The sequence below is a fragment of the Tenacibaculum finnmarkense genomovar ulcerans genome, from assembly GCF_900239495.1.
Classification (GTDB): domain Bacteria; phylum Bacteroidota; class Bacteroidia; order Flavobacteriales; family Flavobacteriaceae; genus Polaribacter; species Polaribacter ulcerans.
In genome coordinates, this window is the sequence record NZ_OENE01000004.1 from 286,386 (window position 1) to 312,297 (window position 25,912).

A 25,912-nucleotide genomic window follows, 5' to 3' on the forward strand; every position below is an offset into this window, starting at 1 on the left:
TATTAATAAATTAGTTTGATATTGGCAGGTCTCCTGACTTAACTCAAGCATTCATTTACCTTCCCGTAATTTTTACAGTGGTTTTTATTAATGATGCCTTTTTACAAGTTTTACAGTTGCGGGAACAGTTTTGGATTTACACCAAATTCCCTTTTAATTCTATATTCTAAATGATAAAAGAAGAATAAGAAACCGAATATGCTGCAAATGTATTGTTATTTTTTGACTTAAAAGATGGAATCGAAAAGGAGTTTTTTAAGTGATTAACTTCGGATAAAAAAGAAAAACGCTTATACATCATTACAAATCTTGATAAAAACGAATCAAGAAAAAGTATCAAAAATAAAATACCTAAGTAATGATGTAAAGCGTTGATTTTTAATTGATATTAAATTTTATAACTTAAATTTATTTTGAAATTTCTTTCAGCACCAGGAAAAAACTGATAATCATAAATGGCATCTGTAAAGTATAATTTATTGGTAATGTTATTTATATTAACACCAATTCTGATATTGTTTTTTTGATAATAAATTGCGCCATCAAGCAGTAAATAAGCGGGTAGTGTATATGAATTGTCAGAATTTGTATAATTATCACTCGTATAATTACCTCCAATTCCAAAACCTAAGCCGTCTTCTAATTCATAATTAACCCATAAGTTTGCTAAATGTTTAGGGGTAAAAGGCAAGGCATTTCCTGCTTTTTTAACCTGTGAATTAGCACCTAATTTAGCTTCTGTAAAAGCATAGCCAGCTTTAAGATAAACATTTTTTATAGGAGTGTATTCTAAATCAAATTCGATACCTTTCGAGTCAGCTTCTCCAATTTGAAGGTATTGGTTTACTTTATTTTTTTCAACAATATTGTGTTTTAAAATATAAAAGGTAGACAGGCTAATGTTTAAGGTATTATTTCTTTCAAATTTAAGCCCTCCTTCTATTTGATATCCTTTTTCAGGATCAAAAATTTCACTGTTAGGAGCAATAGTTCTTGAAGGTTTAAAATAATTAGAATAAGAAGAAAAAATACTAAGATTTTTAAGCGGCTGATACACCAAACCAGCTCTATAACTAAAAGCTGTTGAAGGAATTTCTGTTCTGTCGCCCGCTTTAATTAAGGTTCTATCTGCTTTAATTTTATCCGTAGCATATCTTCCTTTAAAAATATCGTAGCGAATACCAATTAACGCTTTAAAATTATCAGAAATATTCGACCAGTTTTGCCAATAAAAACCACTATTAAATTCATCTCTTATCTGCACTTTTTGATCAACAGCCTCTATATGCCCTTGGTTCAGAATAGGATTTTGAACAGAAATAGTAGTGTATGTACCAGGACCAACAACGCTTCCTCTAAACGATTTTCTTTCTAAAATACTTACCGATTGACCAAACAACGATTTGTGTTTTATCTTTCCTGTTTTAAATTGATAGCTTACATCTAATTGATTTTGAATGGTATTAGTGGTGTGGTTAAAATAAAAAGGAAACCCTCTAGTTATTGAATCTTTTGCTGCATTAAAAGACAGCCATTCTGTTGAAAGATAATTAATATCATCATCAGACCATGAAAAATTATTAGTTAATTTTAATTTGTTATTAAACTGATGTTTGTACTTAACTTGCAGGTCAAAACGTTTGTGTTTCAAATAATCTTGAGGATCGTTATATCGCGTTTTAACATCCATTGCTTTTACAATACTTCCATCTTTATCAACAGGAATTCCTGTATCAGTATCATATTTATCATTGTTCGCTTGGAAAGAAATATCTAAAACATCTTTCTTAGTCGGAGTATAATTAACCGCAAAAGAAGCGTTATTCGTATTGATGCCAAAATCTCTCCAACCGTTAGATTTAGAAACACCAAAATCTACTCGATATCTTAATTTCTGATTAATAGGGCCTCCCATACCTACCGACATTTCGTAGGTATCAAAAGAACCATAGGTAGTATTAAATTCGGCAGAAAAAGCGGTGGTTGGTTTTTTACGAATAATATTTATAATTCCGCCTAAAGCAGCGTGCCCAAACATAACACCAGAAGGACCTTTAAGTATTTCTATACGCTCAACATTGGCTAAATTAGTACTCGGAGCACTTGTAGAAAGATTATGACGTTCATCTCTTGTACCATCATTTAATAAAACAAAATTATTAAAACCTCGTATTCTAAAAGTTTGAAAACCACCGTATCTATTTATCGGACGAACACCTGTAGCACTTTTAACAGCAGTCCCTAAATCATTGGTGTTTCTAATTTTAATCAATTTAGAACTCACGCTATTGGTGGTTAATGGCGCGTCTAAATTTTTTAATTGAAGCTTGTTTAGTTCAACATATTTTTTTCTTGTACTCGAAATTTCGACCCCTTGTAATTGAACCGATAATGGATGTAAATAAATAATATCGGCTAATTTTTTAAATAAAATACTTGTTGATTTGTAGCCGATATATGAAATGTTGATAACATCGTTAGGGTTTCCTGTAATTTTGAAAATCCCTTTATTGTTAGAGCTGGTTCCTTTTTTAGAATTGTTATTTATAATAGAGGAAAACTCAATAGGTAGCCCGTTTTGTTTATTTAAAAGTTGAACGGATTTTGAATTTTGAGCAATCAGTAAACTGCTGCTAATTAAAAAAAAAAAAAGTAATTTGAATTTCATTGAATTTCATTTGTTCAGAAATAAAAATGAAGGGTCATAAGCCTAAAATATAGGCAGTCGAACACTTTAACTTTTATTCCCGAAAGTTTAGATTATGTTTTTGATTTAGGCAGGTATCCTGACTCAACTCAAGCAATCATTTACCTTCCCATAGTTTTGCTACAGTGGTTTTTATTAATGAAGCCTTTAAATAAGTTTTACAGTTGCGGGGACAGCTTTGGATTTACACCAAATTCCCTTTTAATTCTATATTCTGATGATCAAAAAGAATAAGAAACCAAAATCGGCGCGAATGTATCGTTTTTTTTTGACTTAAAAGATAAAATCTAAAATGAGTTTTTTTCTTTTTATAGCCGAAAAACGAGGTAGTATAATGATTTTAAAGCCTTTACTTTTATAGTGTTCTAAAAGTGATTTTTCTAATTTCAAACAATAGTCAAATTCTTGTAATCGCTGTGGATCTTGTTGGTAAATAGCAAACCAAGTAGGGGTAAAAAACACGGTTTTGTGGTAATTTTTTTTATAGCAGAAATTTTTTAAATAATCAGGTATTTCTTTTTTTTCTACGGATAAATACGCTTCTAAATCTAACACCGACCGATCACAAAATTGGGCATCCGAAGTTAATAATTCTTGTTTTGTACGGGTAAAAACTAGCTCAGCAAAACGATTGATATTATGCCAAGGCATGCCGTTTCGGTTATTTTGTTGTTCCTCTGTAATTACCTTTCTTGAAACTTCATCCATACAAGAAAAGCTGTTTTTTAAAAGATTAATCAAGGTTGTTTTACCTGTGCCAGGAGCGCCAGTAATAATGTATTTCTTGAGGTTTTTAGGCATCTTTAATCAATAAAAAATAAGAATATAGCAATAATTAAAAGACAAAAAAGAAGGCTTACTTTATAATTAATTTTGTGAACTATTTTAATTTCTTCGTGTTTAATTATTCGGTTATTAGTTCCGATAAAAGGTTTTTCAACTAATTTACCATGATAATAATTGGAGCCTCCAAATTGGCAATTTAAAATATACGCCAAAGCAGCTTCAGGATATCCCGCATTTGGGCTACTGTGCTTTTTTCCTTGTTTAAAAACAGTAGAAATTCCACTAATTTTATTTTGAACAACGAGCATTAGTATTGCAGTAATTCGTGCAGGAATATAATTAGCAACATCATCTAATTTTGCGGCAAATTTCCCGAACCAAAAATACCGATCACTTTTATAACCAATCATAGAATCGAAAGTATTGATCATTTTATACGCCATTGCACCAGGAACACCGAAAATCAAAAAATAAAATAAGGGCGCAATAACACCATCGCTTAAATTTTCCGACATGGTTTCAAAAGTAGCAATTCTGATTTGTTGTTCGTTTAAATTGGTGGTTTCTCGCCCAACAATCCACGATAAACGTTTTCTTCCAGCTTCTAAACCTTCCTTTTTTAAGGTATTAAAAACAGCATATCCTTCTTTAACTAAGGTTTTATTGGCAAGACAATAAAATAACATCAGTACTGAAAATATGTTCGCTAAAATTTTAAAATCGGCAGCATTTAGCCATTTAATAATGAAATATGGAGCGATAAAAGAAATACTCACTAAAAAAATGCTTAAAAAAGCCCCTTTTAAAAATTGATTATTTTTTTTGTTAAGCCATTTTTCACCCAAAGAAATACTGTTTCCAAAAGCGATAATAAGATGCGGTAATTTTTTTGGATCGCCAAAAAGTACATCCAACAAAAAAGCACTTATTAAAATATAAATTGCGTTTAAAGCCATTCTTTTAATGCGTTAATTAAAATGTTATTAGCCGATTTACTTTGTGTCGATAATCGAATATATTCGCCGTTTAGTTTTTTAAAATTAGTAGCATCTCTAATTAAAATTTGATGATTTATAATTAAATATTCTTTTAAATCCTTGGCTTTTTTATCATTTAAAATTTCTACTAAAAAATAAGAGGTATTGCTTTTACAAACTTTAATCCCTTTTAAAATAGATAATTCTTTTTGGAATTGTATTGTTTCTGCAATTAATTCCGCAGCATTAAATTGAAGTGTTTTATAATTATTAAAAATAAATTCACCCGCTTTTACTGCCAATAAATTAACACTCCAAGGCATTTTTAATTTTAAAAGTGATGTTATTAATCTATCCGAAGAAATAAGATATCCTAAACGCAAACCAGGAATGGTAAATGTTTTTGTCAATGAACGAACGATTATTAAATTATCAAACTCTTTGATTAATGAAACAATTGATGTTGCACTGTTTGTAAACTCGATATAAGCTTCATCAATAACAAAAATAGTAGTTGGTTTTTGTTTAAAAAAGGCTGTTAATTCTTCGGATGAAAAAATAGCTCCCGTAGGATTATTAGGGTTACAAATAAAAATAAGGTCGGCAGTTGTTTGGTTTATTTTATCCCTAGAAATTAATTGATAATCTAATTTAAAAATTTTACAAGAATCCTCATATTCTGAAAAAGTAGGTGTAACAATAGCGGCTTTTTTATCAGAAAATAATTGAGCAATCAAATAAAAAGCTTCCGTAGCACCGTTTGTAAATAAAAAATTTTCGCTGTTTAAGTCAAATTTTTTAGCCGCCAAAATATTTAATTCGCTAGCAGTAGGCGAGGGGTAACTTTGAATTAAAGGAACACTTTTTGAAATATGCGACAGTAATATTTCAGGGCATCCTTTATAATATACGTTCGAGCTAAAATTGTGCTTAATTTCTCCTTTAATTAAATGAAGATCATCTCCATGTCCGTTTAACATTATTTTTGTTTTTAATTTTAGAACCTCTTTAAATTCTATTCAATAATAATTTTTTTGACAAAAAACTGTCAGTTCGAGTGATTTTTTTTCTTCAAAAAAATTGTATCGAGAACTTTTTTAGCTTGAAAGTCAATCAAAAATCATATAAAAGAATTCAAATTCTCGATACAATTTTAATTCCTTTTAGTCATTAAAATCACTCGAATTGACAAATTCAATTTCCTATATTTATACTACAAAACTTTTTTACATGAAATTTAAACAGGCTCTTAGTGTGTACTGTTTTTAATAATGGCTTTCATATCTAAATTTTGGTCAATCCAATCGGCTAATTTATCAAATTGAATTGCTTTAAAAGCTTTGTAATTTTTGGCTTTTTCGGTCGGATATTTTAACTGTAATAAATCGGTTACTATTTCTTGATTGTCAAAAATACCGTGTAAATAGGTTCCCCAACTTTTATTTCCGTCAAAATAACCTTCTTCTTGCTTTTTTTCTTGACTGCTTTTTTTATTGATGAAATAATTTAGATGCTTATTTTTCGGAACAATAGTTTCGCCCATATGAATTTCATAACCCTCACAAGGTTCTTTTTTATCTTTGAAATAAAAATTACGCTGTATGGTTTGCTTGGTTTTCGAAAGTGTCGTTTCAATATCAAATAAACCCAAGCCTACTTCCGATTTAATGTTACTTTCGACCCCAAAAGGGTCGTTAATTGTTTTACCTAGTATTTGATATCCGCCACAAATCCCCAAAACAGGAATGTGTTTGTATTGTTCTTTAATAACAGTATCTAAACCTTCTTTTTTTAAAGCGATTAAATCTTCAATCGTATTTTTTGTGCCTGGAATAATAAGTACATCGGCTTTTTTTAATTCTTCGGAATTTCTTGTAAAATAGACATTGATAAGCGGTTCTTGTTCTAATGCCTGAAAATCGGTATAATTAGACATATAATGAAGTTTTACAACCGCAATATTTAATTTATTTTCGGTAGCTGTTGTCGCTCTTTTATTTAATGCAACAGAATCTTCTTCTTCAATAATAATATCTGTAGCATAGGGTAAAATTCCTAATATAGGAACATTTGTAAGCTCTTCTAATTTCTTTTTTCCTTCGATAAATAAATCAGGATCGCCTCTAAATTTATTAATTATAATACCTTTTATAAGTTTGCGTTCCCATGGTTCAAGCAGTTCAATAGTACCATAAACACTACCAAAAACGCCACCTTTATCAATATCGGCAATTAAATAAACACAAGCATTTGCTGCTGCTGCCATGGGCATATTTACAATATCTCGATGTTTTAAATTTAATTCACTGATACTTCCTGCACCTTCCATAACAATAGGATTGTGTTTTGATGCTAATTTTTTAAAGGCTTTTTTAGCTTCTTCAAATAGTTGTTTTTTATTATCGCCTAAAAAATATTCTTTTGCGGTTTGATTACCAATTGGTTTTCCGTGTAAAACAATTTGTGATTTATTTAAAGAAGATGGCTTTAATAAAATCGGATTCATTTCTACAGATGGCGAAATACCACAGGCTTCAGCTTGTACCGCTTGCGCTCTTCCAATTTCAAGATTATCGGGCGTAGAAAAACTATTTAACGACATATTTTGCGCTTTAAAAGGCGCGGGATTATATCCTTTTTGTTTGAGCCACCTACAAATTCCTGTAGTTATCCAGCTTTTACCAACATCAGAGCCTGTGCCGACTAACATTATAGGGTGTAGGTTTTTCATTTTATTTTTTTGAAGCACAAAAATATTGAATAAAATATAGATTGTGTATTATTTGGTTAGGGTTTTTGTGTTTTACTGTAGAGACGCGATTTATCGCGGCTATTTAACGGAATCTATTAATCGTGAATTTATTATGTGAGAATTATTATGTGAGACGCGATAAATCGCATCTGTACGAATGATTCGGAAATATCTGATGAAAATTTATCAATAATTAATATACCGTGCATATGATTGGGCATAATTATAAAGTTACCTAATGTAATGAACGAAAAACGATTAGGAATTTCAAGCCAATATTTTTTAGCCAATTCTCCGATATCATTAAGCAGCATTTCTTTATTTTTTATAGCGCCAAAATAATGCTGGTTCTGCGCAGTGCAGATGGTTATAAAATAAGCTCCATTATTTCCATAATCCCAATTTTGTAAACGAGCCGATAGTATGCGGTATTTATCCTTAAATTTATCCATTTTTATTGATGGTATTTATGGGTATAGTGTATATATGTACGATTTATGTCGCGTAAATATGTATGTGCCTAACAGTTTATCAACAATAAATAAAATAACCACATCAATCATAAAAGTCTTTGTTTTTTAAAAAGATCATCTTCCTTTTTTATCCACAGAAACAACACAATTAATCATCTCTCTACCGAATAATCTATTTACGGGTAATACAGTATCTTTGTGGCGTTCAATTTTTAAATAGTAAAAAACAAGCTTTTTTTAAGTGTTGTATTTTTTATCAACCTTTATAACTGTTTTATTTTACTTAATTTCATTTAAAACGAACATAAATAAAAAATAAAATGGGAACAGTACCAAATAATTATGTTTTTAAAGCATTAGATTCTTTTAATTACGATACAGAAGAAACCATGGAGGCTTTAAATTATGCCTTGTCTTACGATGCCGAAAATACGATGGCATTAACATTAATGGGACGTATATACAGTGAAAAATTATACGATTATCAAGAAGGAATTAACTACTTCAAACAAGTATTGGCGATTAAAATAAATGCTTTTGAAGTATATGAACCTTTTATAAACGCCTTGTTGTGGAATGAAGATGTAAAAGAAGCAGCTGATTTTATTGACTTTGCTTTAACTATAAAAGGCGCTGATAAAGCGGTTTTATACACCAAAAAATCAGTACTTTATGAGAAATTGAAAAAATATAAAAAGGCTTTGTGTTTTATTAAAAAAGCAAAAACCTATACTTTCAATACGCCTTTTATGGAAATAATTACCGAACAAAAAAAACGTATTAAAGATAAGATGCCGAAAAAAAAGGTTAAAAAAAAGAAAGCATCCGAAGCAAAGAAAACCACTGATAAAGTTGTGGAAGCTAAAAATGAAGCGCAATTAGATTAATTTAAAACACCGCTTTTAAGCAATTTTATAAGTGTATATTTTATGAATAAACCAATACTAAATATCGGTATTTTAGCACATGTCGATGCTGGAAAAACAACATTAACAGAACATTTTTTATACAATTCAGGAGCAATTAGAACCCTTGGAAGTGTAGATAAAGGCTCTACAAGTACTGATAGTTTAGCGCTTGAAAAAGAACGTGGAATTTCTATAAAAGCCGCCACCACATCATTTGATTGGAAAGGCGTTAAAATTAATTTAATTGACACACCGGGTCACGTTGATTTTTCGAGCGAAGTAGAGCGAGCACTCTGTGTAGTTGATGCTGTTGTTTTAGTGGTTTCTGCTGTCGAAGGCGTGCAAGCCCACACCTTAAATATTTGGGATTCCTTACAAGAATTACAAATTCCGACCATTATTTTTATCAATAAAATAGATAGGCAAGGAGCCGATGCCGAAACGGTAATTACGCAATTAGAAACCGATTTAAAAGCAAAGCCCGTTGTGTTATACGCTTCTGAAAATGATGGTTTGCTAGAAGCGAATATTTCGGCGATTTTTAATATTTCTTCGGATAATAAAGCAGCAGTGGCAACTTCAGAGATCAGAGAAAAAACAATGGAACATTTAGTAGAGGCGGACGAAAATTTACTAGTCTCTTTTTTAAATGATGAAAAAATAACTGATGAAACCTATTTAAAAAGCATCCGAAATTTAACTATTGATGCAAAAATTACACCTGTTTATACAGGAATTGCTAAAAATAACTTGGGTGTAACCGAATTGTTAGATGGAATTATCGCTTTTTGTCCGATATCAGAAAAAACAGAAATAGCATCATCAGAAAAAATAGCAGAAACAGCACTTTCAGCCTATGTTTTTAAGTTAGAACATCATAAGGTTTTTGGGGCAATGGCACATGTAAAAGTTTTTTCAGGCGAATTATCTTCTAAAATAACGGTGTACAATTATACTCAGGAATTAGAAACAAAAATAAATCAAACTAAGCAATTAGAACAAACAAAATATGTTGATAATATTGTTTTAAAAGCGGGTGATATTGGTGTAATTACAGGAGTTTTAGGAACAAAAGCAGGCGATATTTTAGGAAACCCCGATAAAATCCCTACACTTCCGCAATTGCATATTCCGGTGCTTACCGTTGAGGTTATTCCTGAAAAAAATGAAGATTATAATGCCTTGGCACAGGCTTTAGAGCAATTAGACAGCGAAGACCCTTCGTTAAAATTTAAATGGTTTAAGGTAGAAAAAGAATTGCAATTGCTGTTAATGGGGCAGATGCAAATTGAAATATTAGCCCATGTTTTAAAAGAACGTTTTGATATTTCGGCAACTTTTACCGACCCACAAGTGGTGTATAAAGAAACTATCAGTAAAAAAGCCGAAGGTTATATTCGTTATTGGATGCCAAAACCTTGTTGGGCAATTATGACGTTTTTAATCGAGCCTGCGCCTTTAAATTCGGGGGTTAGTTATAGTAGTATTGTTTCTCAAAATGATGTGCATATAAAATATCAAAATGAAATAGCCCGAACCATTCCAAAAGCATTGGCACAAGGAATTTTAGGCTGGGAGGTTACCGATGTAAAAATTACGCTTATAAAAGGGGAAGACCATAATATACATTCTCGTCCTGGTGATTTTAATTTAGCAACTCCGATGGGGCTTATGCAAGGTTTAAAAAAGGGGGGAACGCATTTATTAGAACCAATTTTAAGTTTTGAAATAAAGGCAAATGAGGCGTTATTAGGAAAAGTAGCCTCTGAATTAAGCACCCGAAGAGCTACTTTTGATACGCCAGAATTTTCAGGCGATACCTTTAGTTTAAAAGGAAAAATTCCTGTAGCTACTTCCTTAGATTTTAGCATTAAATTAAATACCATATCTAGCGGGAAATTACGCTTGCGTTTGCAATTTTATGGCTATGATGTTTGCCCTAAAAATGAAGGAACACACCGAGATTATAAAGGCGTAAATCCACTAGATGAAGCCCAATGGATTTTACATAGACGTGGTGCTTATAAAGCGGATGAACGCGTAATGTAACGACGCAATTCATCGCATTTTTCATATTAAAAAAGCTACAAAATTACAAAGCAGTCAAATCTAAATTTAAAAAATTTAAAAGGGCTGTTTTGTTTTTAATATAAATGATTTTTTTAGGTATTGTAATCCAATTATTATCTTTAAAAATTTTAAGACTTCTCCCCAAACTTTCTCGTGAGGTACCAATAACATTTGCCAAATCATCTCTAGTTAAATTAATACCGTTATTTTGTTCCTTTTCAGGGTTGAATTTATGGTCTAGTAATATTAAAAAAATGGCTAATCGGGCATTTTGATCTTTTTGAGCTAACAAGGCAATTGTGTTTGCTAGCACCCCAAACTCATGGCTAATATTCTTGATAAAAGCTTCTTTAAGAGTCGGAATTTTATGTAGTAACATTCTAAAGTTTTTTTCAGAAATAAAATTAAGAACCACATCGTCTAGCGCCTGACAAGAATCCTGATAACGCTCTTCGCCTAATAAAGCATGGTATCCTAATAAATCACCCGCTGTATAAATATAAAATATTTGATTATCGCCACTAAACCCTTTTTTAAATTTTTTAGCACGCCCTTCTTTAATTTGAAATATCCCTGTTGGAATTGCATTTTCAATAAATAAATTAGCACCTTTTTTAATATGCCAAGGCTCTAAAACAGTCGCTAATAATTGTAAATCTTCTTTTTTTAAGCCCTCAAATAAGAGGTTACTTTGGAAATCAAACTGTGTAAAAAAATTTTTCATCATTAAAATATATCAATAAATGTAATAAATATTATTTTTAAATGTAATATTTGTTACATTTGTACTTTGTTTAGTATTTTGTTTTTAGAGAATGAATTTAAAATATATTATAATAGCACTTGTTTTTTTTCTGATACCAGAGGTTTCGGAAAGCTTGCTGTTGGGTAATTTTATTCCTTGCAATACTACTGAAAATTTAAGTAATAAATGGCTTGAAGAAGAAACTGAACTAGAAAGTGTATCGGCATTATCTGAAAAAAAAACAATAGAATCAGGAAATTCTTCTGGTGGGGCTAATACTGTTTTTATAAAACCAAAAAATCCATTTATTTTTCACGATTATTATATTCCTCTTTTTATTGATTTTGAGTTTTGTGTTTTCACCCCTAAAAATGCAAAGTATATTGAATATTGTTCGTTAAAAATTCCTTGTTAATTTAAATTTTACATTCTTCTTATTTTTTCTTAGAGCCTGTTTTAAATACTTTAAAAGTTTGGCTGAATTTATTTCAGCATCGCATAATATGGTAAAAAACTGCCACAAATCAGCATGTAAAACTGAAAAAAAACCCCTTTGATGGTTCTATTTTTTACTTTTAGCGATAAAATTTTTTTAGATAAAATTTAAACAGGCTCTTAACCACTTACCTTCTTAATTTTCTTAATTTTTTGAATTTCAATAGTTCAACTCCTTGTAACTTCTTTTAAGTCAGGGTGGTTGCTGGTGGTTTTTATAAAACCACATTGATTTTCAATATAAATACACAAAAATGTCTACAAAAAAAGCCGTTTTTGATGAAGCATTTACGCTACATCAACTCAAGCACTTTTTACCTGCACAAGCACCCTTAAAAGATTTTGTGCATCACAATACATTACACGCTTTTCAAGAGTTAGAGTTTTTTAAAGCACTACGAGTTTCTTCTACTATTTTTGGTAATCGAACATTATTACCGCTATCTAATTATAGAAAAAAGTATAAAAATGGCGAAATTAACGATCAAATTATTAATGAAATAATTACCGTTAAAAAAGGTAAAAATCAAATTGATGACTGGCGTAAAAAGATGTTCAACTTAGAAGAACCTGTTTTTATAAATCCAAGAATTGGACAATTAAGAGCACATTGGCAAAGCGATTACAGCATCGATATGGATGCAATGGTTCGTCCAAAATTAATTCGACTTATTAACGCCTACCTAGATCAAGGAATTGCAATTAAAGGATTTCCTAAGCAAGCAGATGGTTTACTAAACACCATTATTGAAATTCAAGAACATAGCTATGCAAAGGTTTTTAATTCAAAAAGAGCCATAAAACTTCTTTATAAAAAAGAGAAATCATTGTCGGATATACTGTGTTTAATTGTAGGTGATCAGCGCTATTATGAGCAATATTTGCTAGATCAACAATACACACATCCAGGAATATCGGGTATGGTTTGTGCCATTGAAAAAAAACCTGATGCGCTGTATGCAGCACGTCCAATTTTGTTGTTTGAATTTATTTATTTAGAATTATTACTAGAGCTTGAAGCCTTAGAATTATCGGTAAATAAAAATTTTAGACCACTAGCAATCGGTGCCGATTTTGCGCCTGAAGATATTTTTAGAGAGGTTAAAACTACTGATTACTGGGAGGTTTTAGAATTATGGCACACCTCATTTGAATTGATGTTTCACGACCAAGTTTTGGCGGGAATAAAATATTCAAAAAAGGAAGAATTAACAGCGATAAAAACACAAGCATTTTTTTGTATTGACGACAGAGAAGAGAGTATCCGAAGAAATATTGAGTTATTATTTCCTGAATGTCAAACTTTTGGAACACCTGCTCATTTTAATATTTTAGCAAAATTTAAACCCGAAAAAGCGAAGTTTGCGACTCAGATTTGCCCTTCATCGGCATCTCCAAAGCACTTAATTAAAGAAGTAAATAGAAAAACAACATTTAAAACCGATATACATTTTAATAACAATACCCATGGTTTTTTTGTTGGATTTATAGTTTCTCAAACCGTTGGATTTTGGTCTAGCTTTAAATTATTACTTAATATTTTTAATCCGAAGAAAAGTGTAGGACAGTATAGCGCCGAAAGCGATCACATGGATTATAATTCAACCTTAATTTATGAAAATAAAAATAATTTAAAGGATGAAAAAGATGATTTAGAGGATAATTTAATTGTAGGATTTACCTTATCAGAAATGATAAAAATGGTAAAAGAAGAGCTGTTTAATACAGGGTTAACTAAAAATTTTATGCCCTTAGTTTATTTTTTTGGTCATGGCGGAAGTAGTACAAATAACCCCTATTTTGCTGGGTATAACTGTGGTGCTTGTGCAGGGCGACCAAGTACGGTAAACGCTCGGTTATTTGCTCAAATGGCAAACCGAAAAGACCTTCGAAAAGCGCTTGTAAAACAGGGCATAATAATTCCTGAAAGCACCCATTTTGTTGGGGCATATCACGATACTACCCAAGATACTTTTGATTATTTTGACCAAGAATTGATTCCTGAAATATTGGCTACAGCACATGCAAAAAATAAAGAAAAATTTGAAGCAGGGTTAGCGATGAATGCCAAAGAACGTGCGCGTCAATTTTTGTTAATTAACACAAAAAAAACACCTAAAAAAGTACATAAAATTGTTAAAAAAAGAGCCTTATCTCTTTTTGAACCTCGTCCTGAATATAATCATTCAAACAATGCGTTGTTTATTGTGGGGCATCGAAATTTAACTAGAAATTTATTTTTAGATCAGCGAGCTTTTTTAAATTCTTATGATTATAAATCGGATGCAGATGGAGCGCTTTTAGCCAATATACTAAGCGCAGGAACAGGGGTTGCAGGCGGAATAAACTTAGAATATTTTTTTTCTACGGTAGATAATGAAAAGCTTGGTGCAGGTTCAAAATTACCACAAAATGTAATGGGATTGTATTCGGTAGCCAATGGCGTAAAGGGCGATTTAAGACCTGGTTTGCCATATCAAATGATTGATGTTCATGACCCGGTACGCATTTTGACAATTGTAGAACAAAAACCAGAAATAGTACTCAAAGTACTCAAAGCAAATCCTGATACTTTTGGATGGTACGATAAAGGTTGGATGAAATTAGCGGTTTACAATCCTTTTAATAAGGAGCTTTATATTTTGGTAAATGGCAGTTTTCAAATATACCATCCGATTCAAAAAGTGGTTCCTAAAATTGAGAATTTCGAGCGATTTATTGAAAGTTCTTCTAATAATTTACCTATTCATCAATTTAATTAAGTAGCGCACAATGGAACAATTATTACCTTTATTTCTATTAATTCCTTTCTTAGGATTTGTAGTGAGTCTTATCATCCCTAGTAAAAATGAAAAAGGCATTTTTTTATCAATGGCTATTCCCGCAGGGCTTCAAGTATTTTTTGGAATTGGCTTTATTTTTTATTGGCTACTTTTTAATCAAAATACGTTAAATATTAAAGAAATAACACTTTATAGCACAGGTGATTATAGCTTTTTTATTGATTTATTATTCGATAAAGTTACCGCAACTTATTTAATGATGTCTAGTACGCTAACCTTTATGATTGCGATGTTCAGCCGAGGATATATGCATAAAGACAATGGTTTTAAGCGGTATTTTACCACTATGATTTTGTATTTTTTTGGTGTTCAGGTAATTATTTTCTCAGGAAATTTTGAAACCATGTTTATCGGTTGGGAAATTTTAGGATTGTCATCATTTTTATTAATTGCGTATTATCGAGATAGGTATTTGCCTGTTAGAAATGCCTTTAAAGTATTTTCAATGTATCGATTGGCAGACATCGGTATTTTATTAGCCATGTGGTTTATGCATCATTTATTTCATGAAAATGTAACTTTTATACAGTTGTTAAATCCTGAATTTGTGCAAAATCATATTGCTGGAAATATGGGTGTTGCTATTATGGTTTCTTTTGCGATTATGTTGGCTGCTTCAATTAAATCGGCGCAATTTCCTTTTTCATCTTGGTTGCCAAGAGCTATGGAAGGACCAACACCTTCTAGCTCTATTTTTTATGGCTCGATTGCTGTTCATATTGGTGTTTATCTGATGTTAAGAACCTATCCTTTTTGGCACCACATACCCTTTATTCAGGTTAATGTAATACTCTTAGGCTTGGTTACAACGCTTGTTTCTACAACAATTGCAAGGGTTCAATTTTCAATTAAAGGTCAAATTGCCTATTCGTCTCTTGCTCAAATAGGAATTATGATGGTGGAAGTGGCATTGGGCTTTGAAACCTTAGCCTTGTTACATTTAACAGGAAATGCTTTTTTACGTTCGTACCAATTATTAATTAGCCCTTCTATTGTAACATATAAATTAAGAGATCAGTTTTTTAATTATAAACAAAAGGGTTTTAAACCGATGGGTGCTTGGCAAAAAAAATTATACAACACCTTGTATGTTTTCGGGCTTAAAGAATTTCATATGGATACCTATATTTATAACTATTTGTGGTTTCCTTTTAAAAAATTAGGCGATAAATTTTCTAATTTAAATACCAAAACGGCGCTTATACTATTTGCTTTAATTGGAGGCGTAGCAGGATATATTTTATCTTTTTATGAGTATGATCACTTCATTTTTAAACAGTATTTACCCGATGTATTTGGTTTAATTGCCCTAATTTTTGTGTTGCGAGCATTCACCATTCGAAAGCATCCGTATGGCGCTTGGATTTTATTAATTCTTAACCATTTTTTAATTGCCTTAGCAATATCGTTCAATGAACATTTTGAGTATATCGAAATTGTTTTTTACCTCTCAGGTGTGGTTGTATCGGGAGTGGTAGGGCTTGTTGTTTTGTACAAATTAGCAAAGCAAGAAAAATACAGTTTAGACGATTACTACGGGCATGCTATTGAGCATAAATACAAAGCAATTATTTTTTTAATAAGCGCAATTGCCTTAGGAGGTTTTCCTATTACCACAACATTTTTAGGCGAAGATTTACTGTTTTCTCATGTGCGTATAAATCAACCTTTTTTTATGGGGATGCTTGCCGTCAATTATGTAGTATCAGGTATTTCGATAATGAGAATTTACGCCAGAATATTTTTAGGACCTAACCACAAATGGTCTAATGCTGAAGCTAGAAGATCGGCTTAAAGAAACAATTAAAATAAATTTTAAATTAAAAACATATATAATGAAGACTCAAAAATTAAAACAAATTCCTGCGGATGGTTGGGCGGGTTTTAAAGAAAATTTTAAAGCCGATGCTATTTCGGGTTTTATTGTATTTCTATTGGCATTGCCGTTAAGTTTAGGAATTGCAAAAGCGGCAGATTTCCCGCCAATTATGGGATTAATTTCTGCTATTATTGGCGGTTTATTGGTTAGTTTTATTATGGGTTCTCGCTTGTCGATTAAAGGTCCTGCGGCTGGGCTTATTGTGATTATTGCAGGCTCGGTGTCTGATTTTGGTCATGGCGATGCTGTTTTAGGTTGGAAACTAGCCCTTGGAGCAATGGTTGTTGCAGGTTTAGTTCAAATTATTTTTGGTGTTTTAAAGCTAGGTAAACTTGCTGATTTCTTTCCGTTGTCGGCAATTCACGGAATGCTTGCCGCTATTGGTATTATTATCATTGCAAAACAAATTCCTGTATTATTAAATGATGCACCAGATATTTCAAAAGGAATGAGTCCTTTAAAATTACTCTGGAACATCCCTTATTTTATAAAAAACCTAGATCCTAAAGCTGCCTTAATTGGCGTGGTAAGTTTGTTAATAATGTTACTGTGGCCAGGTATAAAAAACAAAACAATTAAAATGATTCCAGCGGCATTGGTTGTATTAATTTTTGCTATTCCTGCTGAATTTTTTATGGATTTTGCCAATACAGAGCCATCATACGCCTTGTTAGAGGTAGGAAGTTTATTAGATAATTTGAATATTAACGCAAGTTTTGCGGGCGTTTTTCAAACAGGAATATTTATAAAATATGTAATTATGTTTGCTTTGGTAGGAAGTTTAGAGTCGTTACTGACCGTAAAAGCAATAGATATGCTAGACCCTCACCAGCGAAAATCGGATATGAATAAAGATTTAATTGCCGTGGGTATCGGGAATACGATTGCGGCATTTTTAGGCGGAGTACCCATGATATCGGAAGTAGCACGTAGTTCAGCAAACGTAGCCAACGGCGCACAAACACGCTGGGCAAATTTTTTTCACGGTTTTTTTATTCTGATATTTTTATTAGTAGCAGCCCCAGTATTAGAAATGATTCCTAATTCAGCATTAGCAGCAATGTTAGTGGCGGTTGGTATAAAATTAACACATCCACGAGAATTTAAACATGTTTTAAAAATAGGGAAGGAGCAATTATTAATATTTATAGTAACAATAGTTGTTACGCTTGCTGAAGATTTATTAATAGGAATTGTAGCGGGTATGGTTTTAAAAATGATAATCCATTTAATTAATGGCGTACCGATAGGCTCATTTTTTAAAGCACCTACTGTGGTGTCTAATATAGGCGATGATTATTTGGTTGAAATTGATAAATCGGCAATTTTTACGAATTATTTAGGGATTAAAAGAGTTTTAGAGGCTATCCCCGAAGGTTTAAATATTACTATAGATTTAGAAAAAACAAAACTTGTAGATCATTCTGTAATGGAAAATTTAGAACATTTTAAGCATGATTATCAGTTTAGCGGCGGAAAGGTTTACATAAAAGGATTAGAAAATCATAAGCCAATGTCAGCACATCGATTAGCGGGAAGGGTTTTATAGTTTTTTTGATGATTTTTTATAGCAAAATAGACGCGATTTTTCTCGCGTCTGTTTTGCTGTTTATGATGTTTCACATCGTGGTTTAATTATTATAATCTTGATTGTTGAAATGCGATAAATCGGAATATTTTATTCGCCAATTTTTCATAACTGTACATACGCGATTTATCGCGTTTCTCATAGTGTAAATTATTCGATGTTAAAAATGGTATTTAAACACAAATTCATGTGAACCACTGCTGTATATTGAAATATCAGTAGTCGTATATTCGTAGGCATATCCTATTTTATAGTGGTCTAAAAACTTAAACAATCCGAAGAAACTAACAGATTCTTGGAAACGATGTGATACACCAATTTCATATTTTTCTAACACATTTGTAATTACTGTAATATCAAACGATACCGGCACTCCCGACACATAACGCATCATAAATGAAGGCGTTAATTTAGCGTTGTAAACACCATCTAAATCAAATATATAACCAGATGATAAATAAATATGGGGCTTATCTGAGGCTTCTGTAATTGTGTTGCCATCTTTTTGGTATCGGCTACTCTTTAATAAGGCAGGAACAGACAAACTAGCATAGTAATTTTTTCCTTTTAAATAAGCACCCACCCCAAAATTAGGATTAAAACTACTGATATTCTTAGAAAATAATGGATCATTTATTTGTAAGGAAGCCAGTTCTACATTAAAAAATGAACCCCCAGCTTTTAAGCCTAAAAATAAACTTTGATTTTCTGATAATGGTAATTTGTAAGAAAAATCTAGCGAAACAGCGGTTTCTTTTGCGATGTTAAATTTATCGTTTACAATTGAAAAACCCAGTCCCATATTTTTACCTAAAACAGTAGGCGATGAAAACGATAAAGTTTGTGTTGATGGCGCATTTTCTATGCCCGTCCATTGGCTGCGAATCATTGCTGTAGCCTCTGTAGTTTCGCTACTACCGGCATAAGCAGGATTTATAATATTCATATTAAATTGATACAAGCTAAACGAGGGGTCTTGCTGCGCGATTGCCTTGCTGCTTAGCATTGCCAAGAATAGCAGGCTTATATATTTTAGAGTATTTATTTTCATTTTATATTTTTAAATATTGTTTTTCTTATTTTGAAACAACTGTATTTCAATCGCTATAAAAGGTTTCTATAGCGATTAAAATTTTGAAGTGTTTTTAGTAATTTATGTAAATCATGCCTTGAACTGGTTTTGTGCCTGCTTCATTTAGGTTGATCATATAGATATATGAACCAACAGGAAGCTTTGTGCCAGTATCGGTTGCCGTGGCATCCCAAGTGTTTTGGTAGCCTTTTTTATAGTACACTTTTTTCCCCCATCGGTTAAATACTTTTACGGTATTATTAGGGTAGCGGTCTATATTTTGAATTACCCAAGTGTCGTTATTGGCATCTCCGTTTGGTGAAAAACCTTTTGAAGCTGTAATTCCATTTTTAACGACTTTTACAACCTGTACAAATTCCGCTTTAAATTCTTTATCAGCATCGGCGATATCGGTTCTCGTTTCAGAAGTATTATTATCGCTCCATTTTACAAATTCATACCCTGCATCGGCAGTAGCTTTTACTTCGGATGTTGCTTTTCCTTCTTCAATAGTTTGAGTTAAATCTCCTGTAATGCTTCCGTTATTTCCTGCGATGTATTTTACAGTGTGATTTTTAACGACAACTAGAGTTTTCACAAATTCCGCTGTAAATTCTTTATCAGCATCCGCGATATCAGTTCTCGTTTCAGAAGTATTACCGTCGCTCCATTTTACAAATTCATACCCTGCATCGGCAGTAGCTTTTACCTCGGATGTTGTTTTTCCTTCTTCAATAGTTTGAGTTAAATTTCCTGTGATTGTTCCGTTATTTCCTGCGGTGTATTTTACAGTGAACTTCTCAATTCCTTTCACAAATTCCGCTTTAAATTCTTTATCAGCATCGGCGATATCAGTTCTCGTTTCAGAAGTATTACCGTCGCTCCATTTTACAAATTCATACCCTACATCAGCAATCGCTTTTACCTCGGATGTTACTTTTCCTTCTTCAATAGTTTGAGCTAAATTTCCTGTAATCGTTCCGTTATTTCCTGCGGTGTATTTTACCGTGTAATTTTTAACGACAACTACAGTTTTTACAAATTCCGCAGTAAATTCTTTATCAGCATCGGCGATATCAGTTCTCGTTTCAGAAGTATTACCGTCGCTCCATTTTACAAATTCATACCCTACATCAGCAATCGCTTTTACCTCGGATGTTACTTTTCCTTCTTCAATAGTTTGAGCTAAATTTCCTGTAATCGTTCCGTTATTTCCTGCGGTGTATTTTACCGTGTAATTTTTAACGACAACTACAGTTTTCACAAATTCGGCTGTAAATTCTTTATCAGCATCCGCGATATCGGTTCTCGTTTCAGAAGTATTATTATCGCTCCATTTTACAAATTCATACCCTGCATCAGCAATAGCTTTTACCTCGGATGTTGCTTTTCCTTCTTCAATAGTTTGAGTTAAATCTCCTGTAATGCTTCCGTTGTTTCCTGCGGTGTATTTTACAGTGAACTTCTCAATTACTTTCACAAATTCCGCTGTAAATTCTTTATCAGCATCGGCGATATCGGTTCTCGTTTCAGAAGTATTACCGTCGCTCCATTTTACAAATTCATACCCTGCATCAGCAGTAGCTTTTACTTGTGATGTTGCTTTTCCTTCTTCAATAGTTTGAGCTAAATTTCCTGTAATTGTTCCGTTATTTCCTGCGGTGTATTTTACAGTGTAATTTTTCACAACTTTTACAATCGCTACAAATTCCGCTTTAAATTCTTTATCAGCATCGGCGATATCGGTTCTCGTTTCAGAAGTATTACCGTCGCTCCATTTTACAAATTCATACCCTGCATCAGCAATCGCTTTTACCTCGGATGTTGCTTTTCCTTCTTCAATAGTTTGAGTTAAATCTCCTGTAATGCTTCCGTTATTTCCTGCGGTGTATTTTACAGTATAATTTTTAAGGACAACTACAGTTTTCACAAATTCCGCTTTAAATTCTTTATCAGCATCCGCGATATCGGTTCTCGTATCAGAAGTATTATTATCGCTCCATTTTACAAATTCATACCCTGCATCGGCAGTAGCTTTTACTTCGGATGTTGTTTTTCCTTCTTCAATAGTTTGAGTTAAATCTCCTGTGATAGATCCGTTATTTCCTGCGGTGTATTTTACAGTGTAATTTCCTATAAATTTTAAACGTACAGAAACAGGTAAATGATCGGAAGCTGTTTTGGTGTATTGGTTGTTATAAAGTTCATAATGCACTTTTTCAGAACCTGACAAATAATTGTCGTTAAGCTCATTAGAAATGGTAATATGGTCAATCAGGTTAGGGAAAGACGGATATGAACGGAAACCAGCCTTACTTAAAGCTGTTGTTGTAATGGTATAATTAGTGGGGTCTTGTATAAAGGCATCATAGGTAGATGTGCTAGTGTTTACCCTTACAACCGTTTGATCGACATCATCATTATAATCACCTAATAAAACGACATTTTTTGTTGAAAAATTAGTGTCAAGCTCTTTTTTTAGCACTTCGATATCATACTTACGCATATCATACCTGTTTTGAGCATCACTATTATTGTTTGCTCTGGCATGTAAAACGATAAAACTAAACTCTTCTGTGGTGTTGTTTAAAGTAACATCGGCAGTCATTAAAAAAGGCAATCGTCCACTAGCAAAAAAACTAGCTTTACTAGGATGCGGGAAATCTTGAATAGCACTTTCATCGTTTCCGTTATAATACGGATGAATTGCTTTTAATAAAGGCGTACTGCTTTTAAAATTTACTACTGATTTTTTATAGATAAAACCTAATTTTTGAGTTACTCCTGTAGTATTATTAGGATACGAAACAGCATTCGATAAAATAAAATCGTAGGCAGGTAATTCGTCTACAAGTTTTTTGAATAAAATAATATCAGCAATTTCTTGAACAGCAATTACATCGGCATCTAAACCAAGCAATACTTCCTTTACTTTTTCTTTCTGAATTTCATCTGAATTTGGGTTGCCAGCTGCGGGCGAGTTGGTCTGATCTCCAAACCACTCAATATTCCAAGTAACAATATCTAGGGTTTTATCTTTGGCAATAGCGTCATTTACAGAACTTGGGTGCTCATATTGCTTGGCACAGCTTACATCACTTTTTAATCTTGGTAATACTTGTAGCGTAGCATTATATCTGCCTACCACACCTGTAATTTGGTCGCAATTTTCTGGCTGTGCTAAACCGGTAAGTTCTTTTGCATCAGCATCAATTCTTATTTGAGCTTTATTATTGTTGGCATCGGTAATTTCAATATTTGAATTTCCAAAAATCATACTCCCTGGAAGTGGAAAACTAGGATTCAAAACTTGAACCAATTCACCAGGATGATTTGCTAATTCAGCAAGTGTAATTACCTTCGGGATTATAGGGTTTACTGTTGCTCGGTTGCTTACAGCAGAAATTACATTGATTAACTGAATTTGCCCATTATGCGTGCTTTTTGTTGCTTTTACAGTAATTTGATCGCCTATTTTAAATGTTCCTTCTCCGTGAATTTTATCATCAAAAATAGCAATTCCACCAGTTTCATCTTGAATATAAGCCGATCCTGCAAACTGATCCGTAACTGTTAAAATTCCTGTGATACTAACTATTTCGCCACTAACTTTGGTTCTTGCATCGGCTATTTTAATAATTACTTCAGGAGCTTCAACAACATCAGTAAGTTGTAAACGAACAGAAACAGGGAAGTGATCAGAAGTTGTTTTTTCGTACAGATTATTGTAAAATTCATAGTGTACTTTTTCAGAACCTAATAGGTAATTATTGGTAAGTTCGTTAGAAATGGTAATATGATCAATCATGTTTCCCATAGAGGCATAAGAGCGGAAATTTGCCTTGCTTAAAGCGCTTGTAACAATCGTATAATTGCTTGCATCTTGTACAAAAGCATCGTAGGTGGTTGCATCACCAATTACATCGTTGGCTACCACTGTTTGATCTACATCATCATTATAATCACCTAATAAAACGATATTTTTTGTTGAAAAATTAGTGTCAAGCTCTTTTTTGAGTGTTTCAGCATCGTATTTACGCATATCATACTTACTTTGCGCTTTGGCAATACTGGTATTTGCTCTGGCATGTAAAACGATAAAATTAACTTCTTTTGTTTGGTTATCAATAGTAACATCGGCGGTCATTAAAAAAGGCAATCGACCACTTGCAAAAAATCTAGATTTCTTCGGATCAGGGAAATCTTGAAGCGCACTTTCATCGTTTCCGTTATAATAAGGATGAATTGTTTTTAATAAAGGCGTACTGCTTTTAAGGTTTACTACTGATTTTTTATAGATAAAACCTAATTTTTGAGGCGTTCCAGAAGTGCTATTAGGATACGAAACAGCGTCGGATAAAATAAAATCGTAGGCAGGTAATTCAGCAATAAGTTCTTTAAATAAATCAATATCGATAATTTCTTGAACAGCAATAATATCAGCATCTAAATTAAGCAATACTTGTTTTACTTTTTCCTTCTGAATTTCATCAGAATTTGGGTTGCCAGCAGCGGGTGATTTCTTTTCATCTCCAAACCATTCAATATTCCAAGTAACAATATCTAAGGTTTTATCTTTGGAAATTTTATCATGATCTAAGGGTGGATGCTGGTATTTTTTGGCACAGTTTATATCGCTAGTCAATCGAGGGATTAACTGAAAATTATAATATCTTCCTACAACACCTGTAATTTCGCTACAGCTTTGAGGCTGTGCTAAACCTGTAATTCCGTTTACATCAATATCTATTCTTAAGTTGGCGGTATTGTTATTATTGTCAAATATTTTATAATTCGAATTCCCAAAAAACATATTTCCTGGGCTAGGAAATATAGGGTTTGAAATTTTTACCAATTCCGCAGGGTGAGCAGCTAATTCATTTAAGGTGATTTCCTTCGGAATTATAGGATTTGTTGCCGCTCCATGATTTGAAATACCAACAATGTTTATTAGTTGAGTCTGGCTTTTATCAGTAGCTTTAAAAGCTTGAACGGTAATTTCATCGCCTATTTTAAACTTTCCTTTTCCGTGTACATCTTTATCAAAAATTGCGATTCCACCAGTTGCATCTTGAATATAAGCCGCTCCCGCAAATTGATCGGTAACTGTTAATATTCCTTTTACCTGTATTTCATCTCCATCATTTTTGGCTCTTGCTGCTGCTATTGTAATGGTTGTTAAAGATGGTATCGGAAAAACAGTAGTATTTTCTTTCCCCGGCGTAGGTCTTGCCTGTGTGTAAGTATCGGTATTTCTTAAACCTCCGCTACCGTTAACAATACGTTGTAAAGAATGCCTGTCTTTATCATCTTTTGCATTTTCGTTAACTTGAGGTTGCTTGGCGTTTAGTAGTGTTAGTAAGCCTGCATCGTCATTATCATTAGTGTCATATACAATGGCATCAATTAAATCGGTAGTTGTTATAGGGGTACCGTTATGAAATTCGCTAGCATCAGCATGGTATAAAGCAATGGCATCGGCACCATTTTGAATTCCATTTTTAGCAAATTCTACTAAATTAACATTCGCTACCGTACTATTACCAATTACGAAATAACCATCGGCAGTTGTTTTGTAACCTGTTAAGTCAATAGTTTTGTAACTTGTATCCTTACCACCGTTAAACAGCACAATAGTATGATTGTCTAAAGAAGTGTTTCCTGCGCCACCATCATATAATTCAATAAATTCATTGGTATCAGTCCCTTTTTGATCTACATCAATCTCATTAATCATGATTGTTATAGGCGTATTATTAGTCGTACTCTCTAAAGTTGTAGCAGATACAGTATTACTAGCAAGCGAACTGTTAGTGGCAGCATCCATCGCTTTTACTGTAAAAGAATAGGCTGTGTTGGCGGTTAATCCTGTTAGATTAAAAGTAGTGTTGGTGCTTGATCCTAAATTTACAGTTCCATTAAATATCTGGTACTGCGATACCCCAATATTATCAGTAGCTATTTCCCATGTTAAAGTTACTTGGGTTTCTGTAATATTTGAAGCCGTTAAATTGCTAGGAGCAGTAGGTGCTTCTGTATCGGTATTTGTAGGGGGAGGAGTGCTACCGTCAGTATTTTTGGTACCAGGCGTAGGAGTTGCCTGTGTGTAAGTATCGGTATTTCTTAATCCACCGCTACCATTAATAACACGTTGCGAAGAATGATTTTCTTTATCTTTTTTCCCGTGTTCATTAACTTGAGGTTGGTTGAGGTTTAGCAATGCTAATAAGCCAGTGTCGTCTTTATCATCGGTATCATATACAACTGCATCAATTAAATTGGTCGTCGTTATAGATGAACCATTACGAAATTTACTAGCATCAGCATGGTATAAAGCAATGGCATCAGCACCATTTTGGAGGCTAAATTTACTAGGCGTGAAATTAACATTTGCAACGGTACTGCTACCGATTACAAAATACCCATCGGCAGTTGTTTTATGCCCTGTTAAGTCGATGGTTTTGTAACTTTTATCATTACCACCGTTAAATAGCACAATACTATAGCCGTCTAAAGAGGTATTTCCTGTGCCTCCATCATACAATTCGATAAATTCATTGGTATCACGACCTTTTTGATCTACATCAATTTCGTTGATCATGATTGTTATAGGAGTT

At 32.6% G+C, this 25,912-nt stretch carries 15 protein-coding genes and 2 riboswitches; of the genes, 6 read left to right on the plus strand and 9 right to left on the minus strand.

Going from position 1 to position 25,912, the window contains the following annotated elements; all coding sequences use genetic code 11:
- Positions 1-6: 6 nt before the first annotated feature.
- Positions 7-213: riboswitch (cobalamin riboswitch) on the minus strand.
- 175 nt (positions 214-388) lie between these two features.
- From DPIF8902391_RS02155 to DPIF8902391_RS02180, 6 genes are all read right to left on the minus strand, one after another.
- Positions 389-2,668 carry a TonB-dependent siderophore receptor gene (locus DPIF8902391_RS02155; protein ID WP_172504914.1) on the minus strand — a complete coding sequence of 760 codons (2,280 nt, stop codon included), beginning with the start codon at positions 2,666-2,668 and terminating at the stop codon, positions 389-391.
- Between the two features lie 91 nt (positions 2,669-2,759).
- Positions 2,760-2,965: riboswitch (cobalamin riboswitch) on the minus strand.
- Positions 2,966-2,980: 15 nt separating this feature from the next.
- A complete protein-coding gene (locus DPIF8902391_RS02160) occupies positions 2,981-3,508 on the minus strand; it encodes an AAA family ATPase (protein WP_172504915.1) in 528 nt (175 codons plus the stop codon).
- A gap of 2 nt (positions 3,509-3,510) precedes the next feature.
- On the minus strand, positions 3,511-4,449 hold the full coding sequence (gene cbiB, locus DPIF8902391_RS02165) for an adenosylcobinamide-phosphate synthase CbiB (protein WP_172504916.1): 939 nt from the start codon (positions 4,447-4,449) through the stop codon (positions 3,511-3,513).
- Positions 4,440-5,450, minus strand: a complete 1,011-nt coding sequence (locus DPIF8902391_RS02170) for a pyridoxal phosphate-dependent aminotransferase (RefSeq protein ID WP_172504917.1) — start codon at positions 5,448-5,450, stop codon at positions 4,440-4,442. Before DPIF8902391_RS02170 ends, cbiB begins: the two co-directional genes overlap by 10 nt.
- A gap of 269 nt (positions 5,451-5,719) precedes the next feature.
- On the minus strand, positions 5,720-7,201 hold the full coding sequence (locus DPIF8902391_RS02175; RefSeq protein ID WP_172504918.1) for a cobyric acid synthase: 1,482 nt from the start codon (positions 7,199-7,201) through the stop codon (positions 5,720-5,722).
- Positions 7,202-7,332: 131 nt separating this feature from the next.
- Positions 7,333-7,674, minus strand: coding sequence for a transposase (locus tag DPIF8902391_RS02180; RefSeq protein WP_058884868.1), 342 nt, complete (start codon positions 7,672-7,674; stop codon positions 7,333-7,335).
- 341 nt (positions 7,675-8,015) lie between these two features.
- On the opposite strand from DPIF8902391_RS02180, the gene DPIF8902391_RS02185 reads away from it, so the two are divergent.
- Together DPIF8902391_RS02185 and DPIF8902391_RS02190 are read left to right on the plus strand one after the other, a co-directional pair.
- On the plus strand, positions 8,016-8,582 hold the full coding sequence (locus DPIF8902391_RS02185) for a tetratricopeptide repeat protein (protein ID WP_058884869.1): 567 nt from the start codon (positions 8,016-8,018) through the stop codon (positions 8,580-8,582).
- A gap of 42 nt (positions 8,583-8,624) precedes the next feature.
- Positions 8,625-10,652, plus strand: a complete 2,028-nt coding sequence (locus DPIF8902391_RS02190; RefSeq protein ID WP_172504919.1) for a GTP-binding protein — start codon at positions 8,625-8,627, stop codon at positions 10,650-10,652.
- A 43-nt stretch (positions 10,653-10,695) separates the two neighbouring features.
- Here the strand turns inward: DPIF8902391_RS02190 and DPIF8902391_RS02195 are convergent, their stop codons facing one another.
- On the minus strand, positions 10,696-11,400 hold the full coding sequence (locus DPIF8902391_RS02195) for a Crp/Fnr family transcriptional regulator (RefSeq protein WP_232119749.1): 705 nt from the start codon (positions 11,398-11,400) through the stop codon (positions 10,696-10,698).
- Between the two features lie 88 nt (positions 11,401-11,488).
- On the opposite strand from DPIF8902391_RS02195, the gene DPIF8902391_RS02200 reads away from it, so the two are divergent.
- From DPIF8902391_RS02200 to DPIF8902391_RS02215, 4 genes are all read left to right on the plus strand, one after another.
- Complete coding sequence (locus DPIF8902391_RS02200) at positions 11,489-11,833, plus strand: hypothetical protein (protein ID WP_172504920.1); 345 nt, start codon at positions 11,489-11,491, stop codon at positions 11,831-11,833.
- Positions 11,834-12,167: 334 nt separating this feature from the next.
- Positions 12,168-14,675, plus strand: coding sequence for a YbcC family protein (locus DPIF8902391_RS02205; RefSeq protein ID WP_172504921.1), 2,508 nt, complete (start codon positions 12,168-12,170; stop codon positions 14,673-14,675).
- A 10-nt stretch (positions 14,676-14,685) separates the two neighbouring features.
- Positions 14,686-16,551, plus strand: a complete 1,866-nt coding sequence (locus DPIF8902391_RS02210) for a proton-conducting transporter transmembrane domain-containing protein (protein WP_172504922.1) — start codon at positions 14,686-14,688, stop codon at positions 16,549-16,551.
- A 40-nt stretch (positions 16,552-16,591) separates the two neighbouring features.
- On the plus strand, positions 16,592-18,184 hold the full coding sequence (locus DPIF8902391_RS02215) for a SulP family inorganic anion transporter (RefSeq protein WP_058886247.1): 1,593 nt from the start codon (positions 16,592-16,594) through the stop codon (positions 18,182-18,184).
- A gap of 199 nt (positions 18,185-18,383) precedes the next feature.
- Here the strand turns inward: DPIF8902391_RS02215 and DPIF8902391_RS02220 are convergent, their stop codons facing one another.
- Complete coding sequence (locus tag DPIF8902391_RS02220; RefSeq protein WP_172504923.1) at positions 18,384-19,274, minus strand: PorP/SprF family type IX secretion system membrane protein; 891 nt, start codon at positions 19,272-19,274, stop codon at positions 18,384-18,386.
- Positions 19,275-19,368: 94 nt separating this feature from the next.
- A complete protein-coding gene (locus DPIF8902391_RS02225; RefSeq protein WP_216833241.1) occupies positions 19,369-25,896 on the minus strand; it encodes an InlB B-repeat-containing protein in 6,528 nt (2,175 codons plus the stop codon).
- Positions 25,897-25,912: the final 16 nt, after the last annotated feature.

Excerpts from the sequence above, each read along its gene's own strand:
- DPIF8902391_RS02155 (WP_172504914.1), bottom strand. The coding sequence starts at position 2,668 with ATGAAATTCAAATTACTTTTTTTTTTTTTAATTAGCAGCAGTTTACTG.
- DPIF8902391_RS02160 (WP_172504915.1), bottom strand. The coding sequence starts at position 3,508 with ATGCCTAAAAACCTCAAGAAATACATTATTACTGGCGCTCCTGGCACA.
- cbiB (WP_172504916.1), bottom strand. The coding sequence starts at position 4,449 with ATGGCTTTAAACGCAATTTATATTTTAATAAGTGCTTTTTTGTTGGAT.
- DPIF8902391_RS02170 (WP_172504917.1), bottom strand. The coding sequence starts at position 5,450 with ATGTTAAACGGACATGGAGATGATCTTCATTTAATTAAAGGAGAAATT.
- DPIF8902391_RS02175 (WP_172504918.1), bottom strand. The coding sequence starts at position 7,201 with ATGAAAAACCTACACCCTATAATGTTAGTCGGCACAGGCTCTGATGTT.
- DPIF8902391_RS02180 (WP_058884868.1), bottom strand. The coding sequence starts at position 7,674 with ATGGATAAATTTAAGGATAAATACCGCATACTATCGGCTCGTTTACAA.
- DPIF8902391_RS02185 (WP_058884869.1), top strand. The coding sequence starts at position 8,016 with ATGGGAACAGTACCAAATAATTATGTTTTTAAAGCATTAGATTCTTTT.
- DPIF8902391_RS02190 (WP_172504919.1), top strand. The coding sequence starts at position 8,625 with ATGAATAAACCAATACTAAATATCGGTATTTTAGCACATGTCGATGCT.
- DPIF8902391_RS02195 (WP_232119749.1), bottom strand. The coding sequence starts at position 11,400 with ATGATGAAAAATTTTTTTACACAGTTTGATTTCCAAAGTAACCTCTTA.
- DPIF8902391_RS02200 (WP_172504920.1), top strand. The coding sequence starts at position 11,489 with ATGAATTTAAAATATATTATAATAGCACTTGTTTTTTTTCTGATACCA.
- DPIF8902391_RS02205 (WP_172504921.1), top strand. The coding sequence starts at position 12,168 with ATGTCTACAAAAAAAGCCGTTTTTGATGAAGCATTTACGCTACATCAA.
- DPIF8902391_RS02210 (WP_172504922.1), top strand. The coding sequence starts at position 14,686 with ATGGAACAATTATTACCTTTATTTCTATTAATTCCTTTCTTAGGATTT.
- DPIF8902391_RS02215 (WP_058886247.1), top strand. The coding sequence starts at position 16,592 with ATGAAGACTCAAAAATTAAAACAAATTCCTGCGGATGGTTGGGCGGGT.
- DPIF8902391_RS02220 (WP_172504923.1), bottom strand. The coding sequence starts at position 19,274 with ATGAAAATAAATACTCTAAAATATATAAGCCTGCTATTCTTGGCAATG.
- DPIF8902391_RS02225 (WP_216833241.1), bottom strand. The coding sequence starts at position 25,896 with ATGATCAACGAAATTGATGTAGATCAAAAAGGTCGTGATACCAATGAA.